Here is a 23,743-nt window from a genome sequence, read left to right as displayed (position 1 = left end):
CACCAAGGGGCGCAGCGCCCCTTTGGCGTTTTTATGGCGTTTTGAAAAGTCCAGAGCAGCAATCTCGCAGTAACGCAGAACCGGAAAAAATCCATGACTGACATGAACAATACGCAGCCCGATAACAGCTACGGCGCCTCGTCCATCCAGATCCTCGAAGGTCTGGAAGCCGTGCGCAAGCGGCCTGGAATGTACATCGGGGATACATCGGATGGCACCGGTCTGCACCACCTCGTGTTCGAAGTGCTCGACAACTCGATCGACGAAGCGCTCGCCGGGCATTGCAACGACATTCAGGTGATCATCCACGCGGACAACTCGATCTCGATCACCGACAACGGCCGCGGCGTGCCGACCGGCCTGAAGATGGACGACAAGCACGATCCGAAGCGCAGCGCCGCTGAAATCGTGATGACCGAGCTGCACGCCGGCGGCAAGTTCGACCAGAACAGCTACAAGGTGTCGGGCGGCCTCCACGGTGTCGGCGTGTCGTGCGTGAACGCGCTGTCGGCGTGGCTGCGCCTAACGGTGCGCCGCGATGGCAAGAAGCACTTCATGGAATTCCACCGTGGCGTGCCGCAGAACCGCGTCCTCGAAGAAATCGACGGCGTGACCACGTCGCCGATGCAGGTGATCGGCGACACCGAAAACCGCGGCACCGAAGTGCATTTCATGGCCGATGACACGATTTTCGGCAATGTCGAATATCACTACGACATACTCGCGAAGCGGATTCGTGAGCTTTCGTTCCTCAATAACGGCGTGCGGATTCGCTTGCTCGATCAGCGCTCGGGCAAAGAGGAAGATTTCGCGTTCGTCGGCGGCGTGAAGGGCTTTGTCGAGTACATCAACAAGAACAAGTCCGTGCTGCACCCGAACATCTTTCACATCATCGGTGAAAAGGATGGTGTGGGCGTCGAAGTGGCGATGCAGTGGAACGACAGCTACAACGAAAACGTGCTGTGCTTCACGAACAATATTCCCCAGCGCGACGGCGGCACGCACCTTACCGGTTTGCGTGCGGCGATGACGCGCGTGCTTAACAAGTACATCGCCGATCACGAAGTCGCGAAGAAGGCGAAGGTCGAAACGTCGGGCGACGACATGCGTGAAGGGCTGTCGTGCGTGCTCTCGGTGAAGGTGCCGGAGCCGAAGTTCAGCTCGCAGACGAAGGACAAGCTGGTGTCGTCGGAAGTCCGCGCGCCGGTGGAAGAAGTAGTCGCGAAGGCGCTCGAGGAATTCCTGCTTGAGACGCCGGGCGACGCGAAGATCATCTGCGGCAAGATTGTCGATGCCGCGCGTGCGCGCGATGCGGCGCGCAAGGCACGTGAGATGACGCGTCGTAAGGGCGTGCTCGATGGCGTTGGTTTGCCTGGGAAGCTCGCGGATTGTCAGGAGAAGGATCCGGCGAAGTCGGAGATTTATATCGTCGAGGGTGACTCGGCGGGTGGGTCGGCGAAGCAGGGGCGTGATCGGAAGTTCCAGGCTATCTTGCCGCTGCGCGGTAAGGTGCTGAACGTCGAGAAGGCCCGTTACGACAAGCTGCTGTCTTCCGAGCAGATCGTTACGCTGATTACCGCGCTTGGATGCGGGATCGGCAAGGAAGACTACAACCTCGACAAGCTGCGCTATCACCGCATCATCATCATGACCGATGCGGACGTTGACGGTGCGCACATCCGGACGCTGTTGTTGACGTTCTTCTATCGGCAGATGCCTGAGATGATCGAGCGCGGGTATATCTATATCGCGCAGCCGCCGCTGTACAAGATCAAGGCGGGGAAGGATGAGCGGTATCTGAAGGATGAGTCGGAAGTTAATGCGCATATTCTTCGGCTCGCGTTGCAGGGGTCGGAGTTGGCGGCTTCTGAAGGTGCGACTCCGATCACTGGGGATGCGCTCGGGGAGTTGGCGCGGTCGTATCTGTTGGCACAGGCGGTGGTTGATCGGTTGAGCCGGCTGTACGACGCTGGCGCGCTCGAGGCGGTGATGGATGGCGTCGCTGTCGATCTCTCCAGCGAGCAGGCGGCTGAGGCTTCCGCTCGCGCGCTCGAAGCGAAGCTGCGGGATGACGCGCTGAAGCCTGATGTGACCGTGACCACGATGTACGACCCGGTGCGGGAACTGCGCTCGCTGCGCGTCGCGCGCACGCATCATGGGAATCAGAAGATTTCCGTGATCGATGAAGAGTTTCAGCTGACTGCCGATTATCAGCAGCTTGTTAATACCGCTAATACGTTTAAGGGGTTGATTGGGGCTGGCGCTGTGATCAAGCGCGGGGAGCGGAGTATGGCTGTCACCGACTTCAAGAGTGCAATGAAGTGGTTGCTGGCTGACGCTGAGCGGAATATGTCCAAGCAGCGCTATAAAGGCCTCGGTGAGATGAATCCTGAGCAGCTTTGGGAGACGACCATGGATCCGCAAGTGCGGCGTCTTCTTCGGGTGCAGATTGAGGATGCTATTGCTGCTGATGGCATCTTTACTACGCTTATGGGGGATGATGTGGAGCCGCGTCGGGCTTTCATCGAGTCTAATGCGTTGAGGGCGGGGAATATTGATGTTTGAAGTGGACTGTAGACAGACGCATATCCTGAGAAAAACGGACGCATAAACTGAGAAATTTATGGGGCGCGCTGCCCTGATAGCCCAGTTTGATTGCGGCGCAGAGCTGTGATGACCAAAGCCCGGAAGGCCTGTAAGCCCAGATACTTACAGGCCTTCTTTGTTTGTGGTCAGGATTTTGGCCGAGGAGCGACGGAAACACACAAGGGCTCGAGCACCTCCGGGGGGCATCGAAATGCTGGCCTAGTGCTTTTATCACGCAGTGACTGTGAGCAAATTACTCGAGTCCAGAGCAGCAATCGCGTGGTGAGTCAGGTCTTCGACCCGGATATTTTGTTGTCACGGCTTGCATCGATAAGTACGATGTCTTCTCTATCCTGAAGCTTGAGGTCGCGGAGAATGCCCGTAATTTTCACCAGCTCGGTATCCGAAAAATACAAAATAACCTTGATAGAACGGTCCGTTTGACTTGCCTTCGCATAGACTTCGACCTGTTTCTCAAGGTTACGCCTCAGGCTTGAATTGCTCGCCAACTTGAATTCAACAAGGCTAGCGTTTCGCTTTCCCTTCGAGACCTTGTAATCCACCGGACCGCGACCATTGTTGACCTCGGCGTTTACGTCGAACATCGTTGCGTACCAAGTCAGGCGAAACATGGTGTGAAGGTCGCTCTCGCGCTTGACGGGCGTACCGCCCACATAGAAGACCCGATAGCCGTCGTTGTCTTCAATGACATGTTTCAAGTACTTTACTCGCTGCAGAGCCTCCTCGTATGAGTCTCCCTTCTCGTAAAACTCTGTGCCGACCAAGTGTTTCAGAACCAACTCGCGAATGTTATCCACGAACTGCGTGTGGGTTTCTTGAACCTTCTTGCTGCTGACCACATGCGCTTCTGACGCGTTCTCCTCCTTCCATTTAATGTAATGGTCAATCAGCACAGTGAACTGCTCAATAGTTCGCAGAGCTGCGGCTTTCCGTTCATCCTGCGTTGAACGTTCGTTGATTTGCCGCAGGAAGTGGTCATTGACCTGAGCGCGGAGATGCTCGTCCGGCAATGATTGTCGGAGCTGAAAGAACTGACTCAGCATGTCCCCCTGGTTAATCCATGCTTCGTCGCGGGTCAGAATCTCACATGGCGTGAGGATGACGTAGTCGCCGGCATGCCATGGCAGCACAAAGTGTCCAGATTGCCAGCGTCTCGTCTCGTAGTTAAAGTTGACCCGCTCGACATGAACTTGCTTTAACTGGTTCGAGTGCAGATGCTCCTTTGCAAAATCCTCGGTGTACTTGAGCAGGTAACCCTTGATGAGATTCGTCGTAAAATCGCTCAAATGGTCTCGCCCAACACCACCGCTGAGCAGGCCGAGTTTTTCCAAATGTGAGCTCTTCGTCAGAGTTTCCGTCCCAAAATCGCGAAATACCCTTTGAAAGTTCCGGGCAAGCGCCAGAGCAAACTGTTTCCCAAGCCCAGTACCACTATTCCCCTGCCGGCTGAATCCAAGCCAATTTTGTTTGACCTCCCGGAAGAAAAGCCACTGGGATATGGCACCCTCGGTTAATTCATTCGCCTGAGCCCGGTCACGCACAAATACCAGGTACTTAATGATGTCGTCGTGTAAGGCCCGGAATTCCGGGCGCTTGCTATCGAACAGGAGAAACGGGTCGACGAAAAGCGGCAGGTCGTTAACCAGCGCAATATTGAAAGCACCATGGGCATCGAGAACATCGGGCTCGACATTGAATACATCCGAGAAGTAAATCACCTGCCACGCCTCCTTATTTTCTTTGCTGTGTACATAGCCGCACACCCGTAGACTGGCTTGTGCGATTGCGCTACCTCGCTATATCTCGCCCCCGAACACCGCCCGCTCTAACGCTTCATGTTCACGCCTCCACCCCGGCATTATCTGGGTAACCAGATTCCAGAAGACCCGGGTGTGGTTTTTCTCAATGGTGTGGCATAGCTCGTGAACAATGACGTAGTCCTGCACGCTGCCGGCCAGCTCCATCACTCTGGGGTGGAACTGCAAGACGTTCGCAGCATCGCAGCTCGCCCATCGGCTTTGAAAATGCCGGATGAAGGCCCCTGCAGCTTTCAGCCCTGTTTCGCGCTCCCAATGACGGACCCTTGGCAGCAGTTTTTCTTCCGCGCGCTCGCGGTAAAAGCTCTCCAACAGAGGCACCAAAGCTTCGGACGTGATTGCGCCGCCCGAAGGGGACTCCACCACGAAGCGTGACGCGGTAAATGCCAGCCGTGGCGTCGCCAAAGCAGACATGTGACGGACCTCCGTGAAGTAGCTGCGTCCACAATACCTGAGCCGGCTGCCGGTCACGATGACGTTTTCGAGCTGCGGCTTGTTTACCAGCGCCAATTTTTCACGTATCCATCGGGCGCGCCGTCGCACCAGTGCCTCTTGCTCTGGTATATCCACCCACGGTCCGCGCAACAACACGGGGCGGTCACGCTCGACCGTCACATAGTGGCGCTTCAGCCCTGCGTCTGGCCGAAACTGCCACTCGATGGTGGTCTCTCCATAATGCAAGCGCGGCATAGCTCAGTTCTTCAGCAAAATGGTCAGCAGGTGACTGGCGTGGTCTCGCGCTACGGCACGCTGCCAGCCTGCCAGCGGCACCAGCAAGCTGCTGATGCGCCTCTTGATTTCGGGGTGCAAGTCGGGCATGGCCTTCCAGTGGCCAGATGCCATGGTATGGCGGAGTTCCTCGTCCTCGAACAGCTTTGTCGTCACGCCCCGGGCCATGTCGCTCGACAGATGCGACTCTAGGTAGTGGAATGCCGCCGAATGAGCCGGGCTGGAAAACCCGGTGTTGTCTTTCTCCTTGATGCGCTGACCGAACAGGTCCAATTGCTCCAGAAACTTCGCCTGGGTGATGCGGCCAGCCTTCTCTTCTTCAAGCAGTTTTTCCAACTCCTCCGCCAACTTGTCGAAGAACACAGGGTCCTTGTCGCGGCCCGTCTCGATAGTGTGTTTCAATTGGTTCTTCATCACCAGCGCCCGACTGCCGGGGCTGGCTAGCTTCTTGAGCCGGTCCATGTCCGAGGCGTCAAGAATCGACACCTCTTTGCCAAGCAGGCTCTTGGCTGGGCTGGCGCTAATGTGTTCATCCAGCAACTGCTGCAGGAGCACGGATTCGAGCTTGGTAATTCGTTCCCGATATGCCGTACCTGGCAATTTGTCCCGCAACATCAGACGGATTTCAGCAAACAGCGTGAAATACGGTTTGAACTCCACGCCACGCACGTCGGGCAGAATGATGTCGATGCTGCGGTTGAACTGTTTAACCAGCTCCAGAAAGTCTTCCACCTTATCCAAGCGGGCTGCCGGGTCGAGGAATGTTTCAGCATCGGCCTTGTAGTCCTCACGCTGGCTGACCGGGTCATGCTTGCGCGGTAAAAGTTTGAGAATCCGTTCGAGAGTCGCTTGCAGCTTGGGCAGCTCGCTTTCCACGCCTTCCCATACCTGGGCAGGCTTGACGTCGCCGCCGTAGATTTTGAGAGCATGGTCCAAGTGCTCCACCACACCGTGGTAGTCCACAATGTAGCCTGCGTTCTTGCCTGCCAAGGTCCGGTTAACGCGTGCTATGGCTTGCAGCAGGGTGTGTTCTTTGAGCGGCTTGTCCAGGTACATAGTGCCGACAATCGGCGCATCCCAGCCAGTGAGCAGCATGTCGGACACGATGATGAGCCCGACGTTGTTGGCATGTACCTTTCCGTCCTTGCCCTTCACTTCATCGCCATAGGGCAGCGGAAACAGCTTGCTGACGAAGTTGGCAATCTGCTCGGTCGGCATGGCGACCGGCACCTTGCCAGCCTTGATTTCCCCGCGCACGCGCTCTTCGATGGTGCGGACCTTGTCGGCGCTAACTCCCTTCTCTGCAGCGGCCTCTTTTTCTGATGCACCGGTGCGCGAAGCCGTGATATTGGCCAGCGACACCACCACTCGACTCTCGAAGGTGGGCAACCCTTGCTCGCCACGGTCCTTCATGATGGCGTCGAGTAGGTCTTTGTAGCGTACGGCCATCTCGCGGCCGTCGCACACAAGCATGCCCTTGAGGCCCTTAGCCTGCACGTTGTTCAGAAAGTGCTCAACAAGATGGTGAGCCACTTTTTCCATGCGGTCGCCGGCTTGTCGCCAGCGGGTGAGCAGTGCCTTCTTCAATGCATGTTGCCGCGCCTCGGGCTCGCTAATGAATTGCCCTTTGAACGCTTGGTCGAGGCCGACATCGGGCGCCAGCGCCACCCAGGCGTCCTGATACTTGATGGGCAACGTGGCTCCATCGGCCACGGCCTCATGCAGCCGATACTCGTCGATATATTCACCGCCGCCAAATTCGGCCAGGGTATGTTTGTCGTCGTTCTGCAAAGGCGTACCGGTAAAAGCAATGAACTTGGCCTTTGGCAGACTGGCGCGCATAAAGGCGGCCAGAAAGTCGTACTGGCTACGATGCGCTTCGTCCACCAACACATAGAAGTTGGGTTTGGTGCTCAGCACGCGGAAGTTCACCTTCTCGCGGTGGACTTCTTCCCACTTGGGCGACAACAGCGCTCCGTCCGCATCGTACTGACCGAAATTGACATTGCGCTCTTCGACCATGAAGAAGTTCTTGCCGTCACGCACACGCCGGTGGCGCGTCGCTTGGATGGTGTCATCCTCATCCTCAGAAGGTTCGGCCGAAGCCTCCGCGTCAGCATCTGTCTCGTCCTTCTCCTGAAATTTTTGGACCGTGCTCGTGAACACGCTGCCGTAATCATTCGACAGCATCTTGACCAAACCATCAACGGACACGGCCTGGATGGCCTTGATGCCCACAGCGTGGAAAGTGTCGAAGATTTGCTTGTCGAGGTCGCGTCGGTCGGTCAGCACCAGCACCGTCGGGTTGTCCAAGCCAGTGCTTTCGGCGCGCAACAGGCGAGCAAGCAGTGCCATGGTGAGCGACTTGCCGCTGCCTTGGGTATGCCACACGACACCGCCGAGTGGCTTTGGTGCAGTTAGCCGCTGCACCGTCTTACGCACGGCTCGCCACTGCTGGTAACGCGGCAGCTTCTTGACCGTCTTGCCATCGCGGGTTTCGAACAGCACGTAATGGGTAATGAGCTCCAGAAAGCGCGCGGGCTCGAACAACGCCCACAGCAACTCATCTTGTTCGCTCGGCTCATCCCCCAACAAAGCCGTCACCTCGGCACGCTCAGCGTCTTGCAGCCGATAGTGCGCATAGAACGCCGGGGGCGTGAAGATGGAGCCATACAGCCCTTGCCGGCCATTCAACCCTACGCTGACCTGATTGAACACAAACTGGGCCGAGAAGGTCGCCCGGTAACCATCCAGTTGCGCAAGGGCTTCATCCAGCCTGTGGTGGCTGGCCTTGCACTCGATGATGGCCATGGGCAGGCCGTTGACGAACAGCAGCAGGTCTGGCCGGAACACATCGTCGTCGGCATTGCGGCCCACGTACTGGTCAACTACGTGGAAGTCGTTGTTGGTCGATTTGCTGGCGTCAAAGAAACGCACGCTGCGCGGCTTGCCCTCCGCATCCTTGACCTGGATGTCGGAGCGGTGCACCGCCTGCTCCCAAAACGCCTTGTTGGCGGGTAACAGTTCGTCGTTGACCCGTTTGCGCAGTTCGATGAGGGCGGCGTCCACACCACCGGGTGCGAATGCCAGCCATGGGTTCAGCATCTGCAACCGGGGCTTGAGGACATTTTCCAACACAGGGGCAAGGTGGCGGTGTTCGACCACGACCTGACCGCCCGGCAGGTGGATGTAGCCCAGCTTGACCAGCCAGTCGATGGCTGGAATTTCAACGCCGGTCTTTTCTGCGTTGCCCATGTCTGGGTTCCTTTTTGTTCTTATAGTGTCGTGTGCTCAGGCTACCACTTGCTCGGTGACTTCCAACTTGACGCGCCATTCGCCGGTCAGGAGCTTTTGCATCAGGCCGCGTTTGAGCGTCTGTAACCTCTCGCGCTTGGTTTCCAGCAAACCGATTTTGCTTTGGACAGCGTCAAGAGTTTTATTTATCGCGAACTGCTCGGGCAATGGCGGAACTGGGACTTTGATGTCAGCCAAGGCCGACAAGCCCAAAGTCTTGTTTCGTCCTGCCCCTCCTGGCGAGGCGAGGCCAATCGCTGTCAAACCTGGCGGGGTTAGAAGGTATCGGGCGACAAAATCGGTACTGGCTCTTGCGCGGTCAACCTCGCAGGTTATATACCTGTGCGAGCCATATCGACCATCATCTTCCGGTTTAGCCACAGCAATTGCACCTTCCCAGGCGAACACATTAGAAAGTAGTAGGTCACCGGTCTTGATAACAAACAGCCGCTTGTTTCCCACTTCAACGCCGCTCAACGCTGGCTTGTGGAATGTGCCTCTACCAAATGAACGAAGACCGAGTTCCGGGTAGCTCCCCTCTAACTGAACCTCAACTTCACGCCGAACGATGGGCGCAACTACGCCCATTCTCACCCACTGCCAACTGGCAGGATATGTTTGGGAGCCAACCTTCCTAAAGCTGTCATGCTTCACCCATCGCCCACCGGCATCCTGCGTACCCATGCCTCGGCTGAATAGCGTCTGTATTAGCCCACGCTTAAGAGTCTGGGTGGCTTCAATCTGGCGGGCGATTACATCCAGCTTATCGTAGACGGCGGTGAGGATGACAGCAATTTTTTGTTGCTCGGGGATGGGGGGCAGCCCAATTTCATATTCGCGCAGAAAGTCAGCGGGAACACGCTTTTGCCCCGCGGAACCGACCATGCTTCGCTCACCGCTTCGTCGAAACGATTCATCGCGCGTATGCAAATGCAAAAAGGATGGCAGGGCATGCCCCTTCTTCGCGCGAATGACATGAAATTCGGTACTACCGAAACCAATCCCACTAAGCAGACTTGTCGCGAGTGCACCCTTTCCATTTTCGAAGCACGGCGTAATCTTGGCTACCAAGACATCATTCTCAACAAATGATGTGAAACCCTTTGCCACATCTTGATAGTTACGTATCTGCCTGCCAATTACCCGCCCATCTTCGGAAACGTCGCCCATGGCCAGAAAGGACACTTCATCGTTTTCTGAGTCGGGCTTGGCGCGACCGGGATTGATGTCGGCGATGTCAGACAGTTTCGAAACGCGCCAATCTACGGGAACTTGACCAGTGGCTGCATTCTGGCAATCCAGCAATTTCGCCCCCATCATGCTCCAGCCTCCCGTAGCCCCAACTCGACCAAATAGCTATTTAGCTGCACATCAATCTGCGCCTCTTCATCCGCCAGCACTTCAAGCTGCGCCAAGGTTGCGGCCACATCCACCGTCTCTTCCACCTCACCGTTATCGATGTAGCGGGCAATGTTGAGGTTGCCGTCGTTCTTGCGAATCTCCTCCACCGTCACTACGCGGCAGTAGTTTTCCACCTCGGTTCGATGGTCAAACGCCGCCTTGTGTGCAGCCACGATGTGGGCGATGTCTTCCGGGCGTAGCATGTTCTGCGCTTTGCCTTCTAGGTAGTCCCGGCTGGCGTCGATGATGATGACCTTCCCCTTGAGTGCCGCCGGCTTGCGCTTGTTCAGCACCAACACGCAGGCCGGGATGGCGGTGTTGTAGAACAGCGCCGAAGGTAGGCCTATGATGGCCTCAATCAGGTCACCCGGTTGGTTACCGCTGGCGGAATCAGTGCCGAACAGCAGCCCTTCACGAATCTTGCCTTCCTCGCCACTACGAAATAGCACGCCGTGCGGCAGGATTACGCCCATGCGGCCATCGGCCTTCAGACTAGCAAGCATATGCTGGGCGAAAGCCAAATCAGCATAGCCGCGCGGCGGGACGCCGTAACCAAAGCGGCCATAAGGGTCGCTGACCAGCTTGTAGTTGGGCGCCTTGGGCTTCTTTTCACCCTCCTGCTCAGCTTCGGCAGCGAGTTCCAGCGGCGCCCACCATGCCTTGGCGGAAAACGGCGGATTGGCAATCACCCGGTCGAAGGTTTTCAGGTAATCGCCGTCCAGGTGCTTGGGTTCGACCAGCGTGTCACCGCGCTCAATGTCAGCCCGCATGTTGTGCAGGTACAGGTTGAGCTTGGCTATGGCCCAGGTGCCCAGGTTCTTTTCTTGGCCATAGAGCAGCACATTCGGCTTGCCACCCAGCAACGTGCCGCCTTGCAACTCGGCGATGTGGTGGGCGCTTTCTACTAGCATGCCGCCGCTGCCGCAGGTGGGGTCGTACACGCTCATGCCCGGCCTCGGGTCGAGCAGCCCAACCACCAACTGCACCACGCCCTTAGGCGTGTAGAACTCGCCCCCCTTTTTGCCTGCGTCGTCAGCAAACTGCTTGATGAGGTACTCGTAGGCATCGCCCAGCATGTCGGCCTTGTAAAGGTCGGCATTGCCCAGCTTGTACTGGTTGAAGTGGCGCAGCAGGCGTTGCAACGTATGGTCGGACAGCACACGCTTATCGCCGTACTGGGTGGCGGTCAGTACGTGTTGCAGGTCGGTGCCTTTCACGCCGGCTTCGATGTCGTGGAAGGCTTTGTCGAGTGCCTCGCCAATGTTCTCGGTGCGGGTAATGAGCCAGCCCCAGCGCGCAGTTGACGGGAAGGCGCCCTGGTCCTCGCAGACTTCGGCATCGGCCTCTGCCTGACTCAAGCCTTCATCTGCCATCAACTGGTTGACGCGCTCTTCGAACACGTCGTTGAAACGCTTGAGGAACAAGAGCCCGAAGATGTAGTTCTTGAAGTCGGACGAGTCGATGGAGCCGCGCAGAATATTGGCGGATTCCCAGAGCCAACTCTCCAGGGCTTCGAGGGTAAGTTGATTAGCCATGTCGATATTCGAGTCTAGTTAAGCTGTTTTGTTGACACTCAAAGTCGCAAAGTTATTGTCGGGCCAACGCCGAGAGGAGATGTTCACAATTTCACCCTCAAGGTTCGCAATCTGGTTTTCGAGTTCGCAGAGCCGGTCATAGTCCTGCCGAATTTCAACATAAGCCTGCTCGGATGGTATCGGCACAGAAACTGTGCTCAACAGTGTCGCGGGACTGATGTGCTGAACACCAGCACCGACCTGAAGTCCGGTTAGTTGAGCTTGGCCATGAGGCGAACGCAGGTACATGAGTAAGACTTCGGGCGACAGATTTTTGTCACCTAAACAGGGATTTAAGCGTAGTGCGAGACAACTCTGCGACAGAATGATTGGTTGGCGCTGCGCAGACGTCCCCATCAACGCAACCCGTCCGACTGAACCCTTGATGGTAATGACAATGTCTCCGGGCTGTACCAAAGCCGACGTTTTCGGCGCCGCTTTCAGATAGACGGTTTTCTCAATATCGTGATTGACTGGCCGCCATTGGCGCATATCAGGCAATCCGACCTCTGCGACTTCATAAGGGGTAGTTTCTTTCGCTGATGCAGGTGGTCTGACTGCTTCGCAGATGTCGCCAAGTTTGACGGCAGCATCCCTTAAATCTGCGATACGCTGTAAATAGCGTGACGGCGCGAAACTGAATTCGTTCTCTTCAATTTCATCGTAGCCTACGTGGCGAGCCTTATCCGATTCGAGCAAGCCAAGTGCAATTTCCCGGCCGGCCGACACAATGTCACCGGCCTCAACAAGTGCGCGTCGACCATGCCCGAGGTCGGCCATGTAAACAGTGTCTGGAGCGGCATCGTTGCTCATCACAGTAATAGCGCCTGCGATACCACTAGACCCAAACACGCCCGGCGGCAGTGTGACAACCGCTTTTACCCGACTGCCTTTTCCATCCCGGTGAAGTAGAGTTTCTCGCAAACGTTGCTCTTGACCTTTGTTAAACAAGACACCCTGAGGGGTGAGGAAAACAGCTCGCTTGTCGATTCGGTTAGCAAACTCGGACAACGCCCAAGACTCGCTGCGTGCATATTGCTCATGGGTACGTGTTTTCATGATGTCCCATGTCAACACATGTTGGTCCCTAATCCGCATACCGACTGGCGGTACGATAAGCGCATAGTCTGCTCGCAGCACCGGTCGGCCAACCTCATCTCGGTCGACTTCGGTACGGACGCGCGAAGGGCGGCACTGACCGGTTTCAATCATCAGCAAAAGCTGTCGGCTAACTTGCGAGACGGTTAGCGGAGAGGCTGAAAGCACGCGCCACCCACGACGTAATGTCTCTACGGTCAGCTGTCCCTTACCGTCGAATGGAATCCAGACCTCACTGTCTGCCGGCGCATCAACCATATCCATTAATAACGCAGCCAGTTCCGGCACTACAGTCCCATCTGCGGCATCTCTGCGGCTACCCGCGTCAGTAATGCATGGCAAAATGTCCCAAGGATGTTGACCCAGCTCCATCGCCAATTCAGAGACGATAGCTGCCGCAGCATCCCGCCGTCCTCCATTATGAGCAACGGCCTGCGACTGTTGCGTCGCAATTGCGTCGTACAGTTCCTTCGGGAAGTCCGCGCTCAATAACAAGCGCCATGCATTCGGCTCAGCAAGCTGGTCAATCGTTGAGATGCCATTGACTTGTTCTGTAACGACCATCCGGCCGGCGGCGAGCCAGGTCAGCGCAAAGAGCTGCGCATCGTAAATTCCGCCAAGTCGCGCCAGGTTGGTCAGTTTCCAGTATGCCCGGGCGGCGGGTGATTCGATTTGTTCCATGGCGTCTTCTTAATTGTGACGATGCCCCACCGTGATGACTGTCTGGTCGTCAGCGCTAACGACGACGTAGACTCCGGCGAGAGCTTCTACCTGTTTCGTGCGACCCACCGCCCGGCGCAGAGAGTCAAGCGCATCCGCAGTCATGAGATAGCGGATGCCTCCGCGCCCGTCGAACTCGCGCTGGCCATACGCCAGTAGTAGCGGTAGCGCGACCTTGTCGATTCCTCGCTGTTGTGCGCGCTTGTCTGCGTGTCGAGACATCGCTGCACGACGGTCACGTGCAGATTCAAACCCAAGATTGTTATCGCTCATCACGACCTCATCTTTGCCATGGATTGAATCGTAGCACGCTACGAAACACATTGGAAGAACTTTCTTGCACTCGTTCCACGCGTAACTCGGGCAGGGAACGGGAGCACATTCCCGCATTCATTCGCCCAGCTTGAAAGTTCTTTCTCTCTTGACTACGGTAAACAGGCGTCGGTGCAATGCCGACGAGCAGTTTTGAGAATGGCCCTGCGAACGCAATGCCGACCCGCCAATGCGGATGCGCCCCTATTTATGAGAGGGTACGAAACGTCGGAGCGAGCGATGAGGCGGGTCACTTTCGATGGTGTGCGGCGGGACCTAGTCCTGCGGATGGTGAAGAAAAATGGTTGCATGCTCTTCACCATATTGGGTGTGCGTGAGATTGCCATCCTAGGTCGGGACACCGCCCCTGTGTCCTCGCACCACCAGGCGTTTTTCCCGCTGCGTGCGAGCCGAAAAGCATGCTTGGCGTACCTATGCCACGCCAAATCACACTACTCAACTCATTGTTTTAATTCAAATAAGTATTGGGTCTGTAACGTTTCCACTACAGACTTGTCACGTCGGCGTTACGGGCCTATAACGCCTGTCGCACAAGCCTGTAACGCGAAAAAAAATTTCGCGGGACTCTTCCTCGGCGGGGCAAGACTTTGCTCGTGTAACGTCTGTCGCGCCGGCCGTTTGGCCGATAAATTTCCCGAAAATCGTGTCGTTAGCACTGCAGTTACCCATTCGTTGAACTGCATCGTGTACGACCGAAATCACCTCTTCACATCCCCAGACCGGCTCCGCCTGGTCGGCATGGCTGCGCGCATCACCGCCCCGCGCACATCCTTGGCCACGCTGTTTCTGACGGCAGGAGGTGCGCGATGAGCCGCGTCGCCTACACTTACGGCCGCCGCGGACGTCTGAATTCCGCGAACAGCGGCATTCGAGAAACCGCACCGACGTACGGCAAGTCGCGCAACAGCTCCTTCAGTGAGAAGGCTGGCGGGCACTTCAAGGTCGAGCTCAATAACGAGCGACTGATTGCGCATTTGCTCATCATCGACCCACGTGTCGAAGCGTTTCAGCCACAGCCGTTCACTGTGGACCTCATTGAGCAACGCATGCTTTTCACGCGGGCTGCGGTTCAGGAAGCCTTGCACAAGCATCGTGAAATTCCTGGCCCGAAGTTCTACACGCCGGACTTCAGCGTCGACTGGACGGATGGCTTGCATCACGCCATTGAGGTCAAAGGCGAAGGCAATGAGGGTGACGACGTCTACTGGGACAAAATCGCACGTGCGCGCCCCATTCTGGCGGCCAATGGCTATCCGTTGCGCAGTGTTGTCGTGCCCAAAAACGGCAGGCATCCGCTCCGAATGAATCCCGGCGTACTCAAGCAGGCCATGCATCGGCTCGATGTCTGGCTGACCGATGAACTCGTTGCGCGCGTCACGCGCCGCTGCGAAAGCGGCCCCGTATCGGTCGGTGCATTGTGCGCGGAGGTCCAGCTTCTGCCGGGTGTGATTCCTGTGCTGCTCGTCGGCGGCGTCATCTCGGCCGACATCGCGCATCACCTCATCTGCGCAACGCTCGAAGTCAGCCTGGCATACGGCGACCTCTCGCACCTGTATCTCCTCGAAGAAATGGAAACCGCTCCGGGGATAAACGGATGATTACCACGTTACAGCTGCGCGACCGGCTCGCCCCATCGGGAAATCACGATGCCTTCCTGGAGGTCCTGGACCCGCATCCCCACGGCGGATGCATCAAAGTATTCGATTCCACAGAAAGACAGGACCGGTACATCCCAATCGCGGAAATTCATGACGAAATTTATCGCGGGAAGATAACTGTGCTGCGCGCAGGCAAGCCGCGTTACAGCCTTGCTGCGCAAGCTGATGATGCCGTGCTGCACGAGAGCAATCAGTTCGCCCGCAAAATCATGGGGAGAATCAAGGAGATTCAGAAACAGCGCGGCGTAAGCTTCCGGCATGCCTATCAGTTGATGGCCGATGAGTATCAGAAGAACGCCTCACAGGATTCACGCCCGCTGCCCAGGCAGGCAACGATGTACCGGTATCGCGAACGCGACCTGGCCGGCGAACCTATGCTGCGGGGTAAGGCGAATCAGGGAAACCGGTCGTTGCGGCACCCCATCGAAGTCGTCAACGCAATTTGCGCCGTTGCCGAGCAGTTCTACCTGGTCGCCCACTCGCGGTGGACCCTGGTGGAAGTTCTGAACGAAGTGAACATGCGGGTGCATGGCGAGCTTCACCCGAAAGTCGCACGCCCAGTCAGTCTCAAGTTTGTTCAGAAGACCATTCAGCGCTATTTGTCCGCCGACCCTGAGCACGACCGTATGCTTCCCGAGGACGCGATTGCGGGCAAATCCATCGCAGCGAAGCGTATCATCGCTGACCTGCCGTTCCAGCGCGTAGAACAGGATGCCGTGCATCTACCGTTCCATGTCGCGACGGGAAATGGGGTCACCAGCGACCTCTGGCTGATACATGCCATTGACTGTGCGACAAGCTACCCACTTGGCTGGCGCCTGGTTGTAGGGTCGCCGACCGAACGCGATTCGCTCGCATGCATCGAAATGTACATGGCACCGCTCAAGCTGAAGCAGCTCAAAGAGCTCGGTGTCGACCATGAGATGAACATCTGCGGGACACCCGGTCTCCTGGTTTTCGACAACGGTCCAGAAAACAAATCGGCGCGTATCGATAGCCTCGAGAAACTTGGAACGGAGATTCGATATTGCCGCGGCCGGGCTGGGCAGGAAAAGCCTTTCATTGAACGCCTGAATCTCTCGCTGAAGAAAGCCATCGGCAAGCTTATCGGCAGCACGAGATTTGACGATGAGGACGGGACGCGCGACCCGGTGAAGCTCGGGGACCACTTCAAGACGAAGGAAGAGCTCGAACGCTGGATTGTCCGCTGGTACTACGAGAAATGGATTCACAAGCCGCTCGAACGCCTGGAATGGGGTGTGGTGTTGTCTGAAACGCTCGAAGGCGATACGCCTTACGAGCGCTGGAAGCATTTTGAATCTTCCTGCTACGCGATTTCGTTACCGCCGTCGCGTGCCGAATGGCTCGCCGCACTTTATTCACACGCTGAACGCAGACTGAGTCGCAAGACCGGCATCACGATTGACGGGTTCCATTTCAAGGGCGAGAACCTGCCTGGTCTGATTGACAAGCATGGTGAACAGCGCCACCTGCATGTGCTCTACAACCGCGACGATTTCCGCCAGGTTTACATCTACGAAGGCGATGACGTTCCGCTCATCGAGCTCAAGAACGAGCTCGCGACAGCGGAGATGCCTGCGTACTCGTTTGCAGAGGCCAGGGACAAGCTCAAGAAGCACAGGGCAGGTTTTAAACCAGCTCCCCAGGCTGAAAAGTTCGACCGTGACCTTCACCAGGAGATTGTGTCGGACGCACTGGCACCGAAGCGCAAGCGACCGAGCCGGCGTGAGCAAAATCTGGAAACAAAGGCTCGCACCAGGGAAGCCGAAGCTGTCAAACGCGCAAGCAGACGGCCAACGCCGCCGCCTCATCCGTCAGCGTCTGCATCGCACACCGCGCCATCTGCAGCACCGTCGGCTACCGCGTCGTTTGCCGACATACCCCCACTTGCCATGCTGAACCGCAACAGCGGGGAGGAGTTGATTTGACACCCGCACAAAAACTGCTCGTCGCCATCGAGACGTGCGAGCTTCCGCATCCGCACTTCATGGAGCATTTTCAACCGCTGAAGCAGCGTATCGAAAATGCGCTGGCCGGCCGTGCAAGTCGCATCGAGCGAATCATGGGCCCTTCGCGAGTGGGCAAGAGCATGCTCATCAACGCGCTGGTGCGCGAATTTGGCGAAACGAAGATTGATGGGCGACGTCGAGTCCCGGTACTCGTCGTTCCAGTCCCCACTCCCGCAACAACGCTGGAGTTACCGAAGAGCGTGGTGGCTGCACTTGGCCTGCCTGTTCAACGCAATATCACGTCCGGTGCCATGGGCACCCGCATGCTCGAGCAGTTGAAGCTGGTCGGTACGCGGGTGATTATCTTCGAAGAGGCCAGCCACCTCGTAGAAGAAGGTTCGCGCTTTCCGGTACGAGCAGCCGCTGACTGGTTCAAGGCGTTGGCCGATTCCCCTAACCTGAATCCGACTCTGTTCCTGTTTGGTGTGCCGCGTCTAAAAATCCTGTTCGATAACAACGAACAGTTGCGTCTGCGCGCATCCGCCCCGCGTCTTCTTCTGCCTTACGACTCCCGTGTTGCCGATGACATGCGGGCATTTCACTCTTGCGTTGCCGCTTTCGCCAATCTCTTCGCTGAACATGGATTTCCCATTGCGTTATCAGCCGCCGCACTCACGTACCAGTGCTATTTGCTGAGCGGCGGGCTGATAGGCATCGTGAGTCGATTCATGCAGGAACTCGCAGACAGGATGGCTGCCGAGGCCCCGCACCCGCTGACGTTTGCTGATTGCCACGAGGCCCTCAAGGGAGTCACCGCAACCGGTTCTCCAAATTTTCCGGCATTCGAAAGTCCAGATACAGTTGAAAACGCAGTCGCTCCCGCGGCGCTGCACCAGGCATTTTTGCATGTGATGCGCGACAACGACCTTGCTGTGCCCATCATCAACAACCAACCGGAAACCGTGCAATGAGCCTCGCGGTCACCTACCCACCGAAAGACGACGAATCCGGACTCGGCTACTACCGCCGGCTCGTCGCGGACAATGTCCTGTCGAACTGGCGCGAACTTGCAGGGCTTGCTGGCGTACAACGCAATCGCAGTGCACTGCTCGGGCATGCCGATTTCGTTGCATCACGGCTCGGCCTCGAAAGCACGTGGACGCATTTCGCAAGCCATCAGGATGCCGCGTGCCGCAGCTGGGGACGCTTGCATCGTGCCCAGGCTGATGCGGTCTGCCCAGTCTGCTTGTCCGAAGGCCGCTACCTGCGGCACTACTGGGAGCACACGTACGTCACAGCTTGTCCAAGGCACGGAATCCAACTGGTCGACCAGTGCCACGAATGCGGGGAATACCTTTCGCCGCATCGTTACCACATCGACCAGTGCGACTGCGGCGCAGACTTGTGCCGGCTTCCGCGAGTTGCGTCGACGCCGGCCCAGCATTGGCTTTCGACGCTGATTGGTAGCTCCGGCGAACAGTCCGGCGGTGTTGCGCCTGGGGTGCATCACGTGGACATCGCCAGTCTGGCCAAGCTGGTTCGAACACTGTGCCTGTATGCAGACCCCACGGCTCCTGCGGCGCATCTCGGTGCGGCGCTTCCGAAATCCGTCACCGAAGCAATTGATTTCCTCGCGCCGTTGGAAACGCTTTTGCACGACTGGCCGGACGGATTCCAGAAACACGCGGAGCAACGCATCGCTGCTGGAAAGCAGGATGCCCGCACACTTAACTCGCTACTCGGCCCCTGGTACGCCAGCCTGCGCCTGCTTTGTGTAGACACTGCACTCGAGCCGTTTATTCAGGTGGTCGTTGAAGTCGCTGCGGAGAAGTTCGACGGTGTGCTTGGGATGGATGCGACGAGGTCAATTGCCGAAGATGCGACGGACTATGTCCGATTGCCGGATGCAGCCAGGGCTATCGGCGTCAGCGCATCTCGTCTGCGCAAGTCGATGGAAATCGGGGAGTGTAGTTTCCGCACTCGCCGACTCGGAACCCGAGGGCAGATTTACGAAATCCCTCGTGTGGAAGTTGCTCGTATTCAGCAGCGACGCGCGCAGTGGATTTCGAATGAGCACGCATGCGAACTGGCGGCCGTACCTCAGTCGGTACTTGCCCACATGATGGCAGCGAAGGTCATCCTGTCGGATGTGCGCTGGCGAGAAGACCTGTTCAAGGCTGGCCAGGTCGAGCGACAGTCCGTACTGGATTTGTGTGCGTGCGTGAGCCAGGCAGCGGAACCGGCAGCTATCGCGGAGGACGCGAAACTTTCGTGGTCAGAGCTGACGAGTCGGAGGATGGGCGACAAGCAGGCCATTCAGTCTCTGATGCAGGCCATCGCAGCGGGTCACGTGAAAGCTGTCGCGCGTGGCCGAGCATTGGGCGACATGGCATTCCGGCGTTCCGATGTTGCCGAATACTTTGGCACGCCGCTGCTCGAATCCGGGATGTCCATCCAGCAGCTGACCAAAGCCACGGGTTGGAAATGGGAAAGCATCGCGCACTGGATTGGCGAAGGCCTGCTCGAGTCCGAGTCGATTCTGCTTCGCGGGCAGCCGTGCCGTGTCGTATTGCCGAATCAACTACTCGCGTTTCGGCAAACCTACGTGCCACTGGCTGACCTCGCTCGCGCGATGGGCACGAAGTCATCCGCGTTGTCGCGGCTGCTGCCTGGCATTGAATTGGTCGGAGCGCAGCGCCTACCTGACGGCGCCGCTCGAGGCGGGCTGGTTCGTATTGCTGACCTCGGCCGACTCGCCGTGCTTGGCGCGAGGGCGGGTCGGGACCTGTTCGTGCCTGCCGCGTAACTTCTTTGCATCGGAGGCCATGATGTCCATCTGGAGTCCACGCCCCACGTCGGAGTTGCCGAGAATCCCGCTATCGCAGTGGCACATTTTCGAGCTGCCAGACGGAAGCCGACACTTTGTCGGCGTGGATATGTTTGACCGCTCGGGCCGCGTCAGTTCGCCGATAGTTGCGTTCGACGCGGCGACGATGCAGGGGACGACTCATACGGGGCGTATCTATGAGCTGGTCGGCCAACAAGGCTGGTCGATTCAAGCGGAGTACGTCTGGAAAAGGTGGTGCGACCTATACGATGTGACATCGTATACAGACGTCACTGAACGGTTTGTTCGGGGAAGCTGACGATGACAAAGGACCATGAAATTCCCGCCGATTACCTATGCGGGCTTGGCAGGACAATTTGCCGGCCGGCCAGTCGCCGAGCGAGACTGAACCGGATAACCAGTAGTTTCGTGGCAAGGTCGCCTGCTGGCACGGAGTTCGAGTTCGCTGACGGAACGATGAAACGTTTAACTTCGGTATGCAGGACCTCAGCGCCGCTCAAATGAAGGCGGTCTATACCATCCCGAGTCGGGTGAACTCACAGATAACTACGAGGACTGGGTCTTCCCGACCTTCATACCATCCTCTTTGGCGAAGGAAATCCAGGCAAATGAGCGAAATCAAGCATGTGGTGCCGAACGAGGATTCAGCCATGACAGACCGGGCACCTCCGGTGGCAGCTTGCACGAAGTGAGCAGGTTTTAGTACTGTACTTCTCGCACGAGTCTCTGCTTTGCACCGCGACCGAACGCGACCGTCTTCAACTTGAACCCGAGATAACGATGGCAGCTCCGACCTATCTGCTTGAAAAGATTGCCCGGCATGGCGCCGCCGCGCAACGTTTGCGACAAGAACTCGACAGCGGCTCGGGAGAATTCAGTCAGTCCGACGAAGCGCATGCCATTGCATTCGATGCTGCCGATTTTGTTTGGACCTATCTATCGCTCTACGCCGGCGACGAAGCGCAGGACTCGCGCTTCGTGAGAAACCAGGTCGCCGAACGCATTCTGGACGTCTTACAGGCGCTGCCGTGGTTGCAAGATTCAACCCGTGCGTGAATTTCGTGTCATCTGGCTGGGCGGCTGAACTTAAATTGGCGACAATAATGGCAATCGACAAACGATTCGCACTTCTGGCTGACAATGGCGATGTCCTGTATCCGTATCAGAAACGGCAACAGTCGACGGGCCGATATGGCTTTGCTGCGACGACGCCTGAGCACGGGCACGACCGGCACTCCGGCGGGCATTACACGACCGATATTCGCGAAGTGATTCGGGGAGTCCTCTTCCAAGGATGGGGCATTCGCGCCAAGTCCGAGGCTGCTGGGTCTCGGGCTCGTGATGGAACATTCAAGCTGGGCGAGCGGGCTGTGCCGGGGTATTGGATTGCTCCGGAATTCCGTCACCTTGCTGTCGGTGCGGCACTCCAACCGCGAGCGACACTAACGGAAATCAATGCGCCATCTGGCGGCCGCGCGCAGGAAAAGGCGTCCAGACGGGCCAGCGCTCTCACGGCTGAGGACTTTGTCGCGGCCTTCGAAGCGGTGTCGCCGCGTGCGACGGACCGTCAGTTGATGATGCTTTTCGGGCATGCAGCTGCGAAAGACGCAATGCTGTCAATGCTAGGCATCGCGACGCTAGGCGAATACGACGACTATTCGGCGGCGAACATTCAGTACGGCAAGTTGGGCCGGCTCTTTGCCGACCACTTGCACATCGGCGACCTGGACAATTTCACTGAGGTTCTCGCCGAACCCGGCAACCCGGATGCAAATGGACACTGGCAGTGGAAGCTCAGACCTGCGCTGGTGGCTGCACTCCATGAATTGGGTCATGTCGACAGTCCATGCACCGGACCCGGCTTAGCCGAAGCGATGGCGGAAGTGGCTGCCGACCCGCAGTCGCAGGGTATTTCCGAAACGACCCGCACGGCGTTGGTCAATGCCCGTATTGGCCAAGGCGGATACCGCAAGCGGCTCCTTCGGCTATGGGGCGGTCAATGCGCGGTCTCCGCCTGCTCCATCCCGTCGGTACTGGTCGCCTCGCACGCCAAATCTTGGGCATCGTCGTCAAACGCCGAGCGCCTCGACGTCTACAACGGACTTGTACTTGCGGCGTCGATTGACCGGCTTTTCGATGCTGGCCTGATTGCTTTTGGCGACGATGGCCAGCTACTTCACAAGGCTCTCCCTTGCCCGGAACTGCGGGCGGTTGGCCTCGGAGACGATTCGAGATTGAGGTTTATACACGAGCCGCATAAAGCTTACCTGTCGGCGCACCGGCGGCAACACGGATATGAGTGAACGTTGGCCGTCTGTCCGGGGCATCTGAACCGCGAGCGCATGGGCACTGCAATTCGCCTTCAATTGTCGGGGCCTCCCGCACCAAATAAATTGAATCCGATTATCGAAAAAGCCTAAACGGAGAAAATTTTGAGATTCATCCATGCGGCAGACATACACCTCGACAGTCCGCTCGTCGGCCTCAGCTCCTATCGGGACGCCCCAGCAGCCCTGCTGCGAGGCGCAACGCGCGCCGCGTTTACCAATCTGGTCAGTGAGGCCATTGAGCTACAAGTCGACTTCATGATTATTGCAGGCGACTTATACGATGGCCCGTGGAAAGACCACAACACAGGCATTTACTTTTCCAAGGAAATGGGACGCCTGAAAAAAGCGAACATTCCGGTGTATCTCCTCTTCGGCAATCACGACGCCGAAAGCGAGATGACCAAGCAACTGCAGCTACCGGACAACGTCTACGGATTCGGGACCAGGAAGTGTTCGACATTCCACATCGAGCATCTTAAGGTGGCGTTGCACGGTCGAAGCTTCAAAGACGCGGCGACGTATGAAAACCTGGTCACAACCTATCCGGCGCCCGAACGCGGCATGTTTAACATTGGGGTGCTGCATACGGCACTTGAAGGCAATGCAGCGCACGCCCCCTATGCTCCGTGCAGTTTGGACGAGTTGCATGCAACGGGCTACGACTACTGGGCCCTAGGTCACGTGCACGAGCATCGGGTCTGGGAGGGACCTTCGACTATCGTGTTTCCAGGCAATCTCCAGGGGCGGCACATTCGGGAAACAGGAGCCAAGGGCGCTGTTCTGGTGAGCGTGGATAGCACGGGCCAGCGAACGCTTGAACGCCTGTATGTTGACGTTTTACGGTGGCACGACCTGGTCGTGGAAGTCTCCGCATGCGAATCGCTGGTCGCGGCCATCCGAACTGTCGAACGCGAGCTGGCCCAATTTCTGGATAGCGCCAGCGGCAGCCTAACCTATGCCATGAGGGTGACGTTGGTTGGAAAATCGGCGGCGCACGGAGACCTGTTCGGGGAGGAGGCTCAACTACGCCAGGAAGTGCTGGCAGTCGCTGCATCGCTGGCACCCGAACGGTTGTGGATTGAAAAGGTGCGGGTTCGGACCGCCATGAAAGATGACGGGGAGACCATTAAGGCGCGACACGACGCATTGTCCGACCTCAGTGAATTGCTGGCGACAGCCGAGGGCGACGAAGATTTCTTGAAAGCGCTTCAGGCGGACCTGCTCGGCCTCGTGGCCAAGGCACCGTCTGAGCTGCAACAGACGATTGCTTACTTTCCCGAAATCAAATCAGGGAATCTGAGCGCACTGGTGAATGAGGCGCGTGCTGGTCTGCTGGCCCATCTTGAGAAGACGGAGTAACGGCT

General features: G+C 57.5%; 15 protein-coding genes. 8 read left to right on the top strand and 7 right to left on the bottom strand.

Translation table 11 applies throughout. The features are described from left to right. The first annotated feature begins 93 nt into the window (after positions 1–93). Positions 94–2,565 (top strand): DNA topoisomerase (ATP-hydrolyzing) subunit B, encoded by a 2,472-nt coding sequence (gyrB, locus tag QFZ91_RS14795; RefSeq protein ID WP_429567659.1) that lies wholly within the window; start codon positions 94–96, stop codon positions 2,563–2,565. Positions 2,566–2,873: 308 nt separating this feature from the next. Here the strand turns inward: gyrB and QFZ91_RS14790 are convergent, their stop codons facing one another. The 7 genes from QFZ91_RS14790 to QFZ91_RS14760 form a co-directional block, all read right to left on the bottom strand. Then, complete coding sequence (locus tag QFZ91_RS14790) at positions 2,874–4,325, bottom strand: hypothetical protein (protein ID WP_429567658.1); 1,452 nt, start codon at positions 4,323–4,325, stop codon at positions 2,874–2,876. A 78-nt stretch (positions 4,326–4,403) separates the two neighbouring features. Continuing rightward, complete coding sequence (locus QFZ91_RS14785; protein WP_429567657.1) at positions 4,404–5,114, bottom strand: SprT family zinc-dependent metalloprotease; 711 nt, start codon at positions 5,112–5,114, stop codon at positions 4,404–4,406. Between the two features lie 3 nt (positions 5,115–5,117). Then, positions 5,118–8,408 (bottom strand): type I restriction endonuclease subunit R, encoded by a 3,291-nt coding sequence (locus tag QFZ91_RS14780; protein WP_429567656.1) that lies wholly within the window; start codon positions 8,406–8,408, stop codon positions 5,118–5,120. 36 nt (positions 8,409–8,444) lie between these two features. Further along, positions 8,445–9,767 (bottom strand): restriction endonuclease subunit S, encoded by a 1,323-nt coding sequence (locus QFZ91_RS14775; RefSeq protein ID WP_429567655.1) that lies wholly within the window; start codon positions 9,765–9,767, stop codon positions 8,445–8,447. Then, entirely contained in the window at positions 9,764–11,383 is a 1,620-nt protein-coding gene (locus tag QFZ91_RS14770; RefSeq protein WP_429567654.1) for an N-6 DNA methylase, read from the bottom strand. Before QFZ91_RS14770 ends, QFZ91_RS14775 begins: the two co-directional genes overlap by 4 nt. 18 nt (positions 11,384–11,401) lie before the next feature. After that, positions 11,402–13,201 carry an N-6 DNA methylase gene (locus QFZ91_RS14765; protein WP_429567653.1) on the bottom strand — a complete coding sequence of 600 codons (1,800 nt, stop codon included), beginning with the start codon at positions 13,199–13,201 and terminating at the stop codon, positions 11,402–11,404. Between the two features lie 9 nt (positions 13,202–13,210). Then, on the bottom strand, positions 13,211–13,513 hold the full coding sequence (locus QFZ91_RS14760) for a hypothetical protein (RefSeq protein ID WP_156954269.1): 303 nt from the start codon (positions 13,511–13,513) through the stop codon (positions 13,211–13,213). Between the two features lie 866 nt (positions 13,514–14,379). Here QFZ91_RS14760 and QFZ91_RS14755 point away from each other — a divergent pair. The 7 genes from QFZ91_RS14755 (at position 14,380) to QFZ91_RS14725 (ending at position 23,738) form a co-directional block, all read left to right on the top strand. Continuing rightward, positions 14,380–15,171: a hypothetical protein gene (locus QFZ91_RS14755; protein ID WP_429567652.1), complete on the top strand. Its 792-nt coding sequence runs from the start codon at positions 14,380–14,382 to the stop codon at positions 15,169–15,171. Next, positions 15,168–17,180 carry a Mu transposase C-terminal domain-containing protein gene (locus tag QFZ91_RS14750; RefSeq protein ID WP_429567651.1) on the top strand — a complete coding sequence of 671 codons (2,013 nt, stop codon included), beginning with the start codon at positions 15,168–15,170 and terminating at the stop codon, positions 17,178–17,180. The genes QFZ91_RS14755 and QFZ91_RS14750 overlap by 4 nt, the downstream gene beginning before the upstream one ends. Next, positions 17,177–18,172 carry an ATP-binding protein gene (locus QFZ91_RS14745; protein ID WP_429567650.1) on the top strand — a complete coding sequence of 332 codons (996 nt, stop codon included), beginning with the start codon at positions 17,177–17,179 and terminating at the stop codon, positions 18,170–18,172. Before QFZ91_RS14750 ends, QFZ91_RS14745 begins: the two co-directional genes overlap by 4 nt. Next, complete coding sequence (locus QFZ91_RS14740; protein WP_429567649.1) at positions 18,169–20,007, top strand: TniQ family protein; 1,839 nt, start codon at positions 18,169–18,171, stop codon at positions 20,005–20,007. The genes QFZ91_RS14745 and QFZ91_RS14740 overlap by 4 nt, the downstream gene beginning before the upstream one ends. A gap of 822 nt (positions 20,008–20,829) precedes the next feature. Then, positions 20,830–21,105, top strand: coding sequence for a hypothetical protein (locus QFZ91_RS14735; RefSeq protein WP_429567648.1), 276 nt, complete (start codon positions 20,830–20,832; stop codon positions 21,103–21,105). Between the two features lie 47 nt (positions 21,106–21,152). Continuing rightward, positions 21,153–22,352 (top strand): HNH endonuclease, encoded by a 1,200-nt coding sequence (locus tag QFZ91_RS14730; protein WP_429567647.1) that lies wholly within the window; start codon positions 21,153–21,155, stop codon positions 22,350–22,352. A gap of 129 nt (positions 22,353–22,481) precedes the next feature. Next, on the top strand, positions 22,482–23,738 hold the full coding sequence (locus QFZ91_RS14725) for a metallophosphoesterase family protein (RefSeq protein WP_429567646.1): 1,257 nt from the start codon (positions 22,482–22,484) through the stop codon (positions 23,736–23,738). Positions 23,739–23,743 lie beyond the last annotated feature (5 nt).

Source organism: Paraburkholderia sp. JPY419 (genome assembly GCF_050435705.1).
GTDB lineage: Bacteria > Pseudomonadota > Gammaproteobacteria > Burkholderiales > Burkholderiaceae > Paraburkholderia > Paraburkholderia youngii.
The sequence above is the reverse complement of the archived record's forward strand: the minus strand, read 5'-3'. Positions and strand labels throughout refer to the sequence as shown.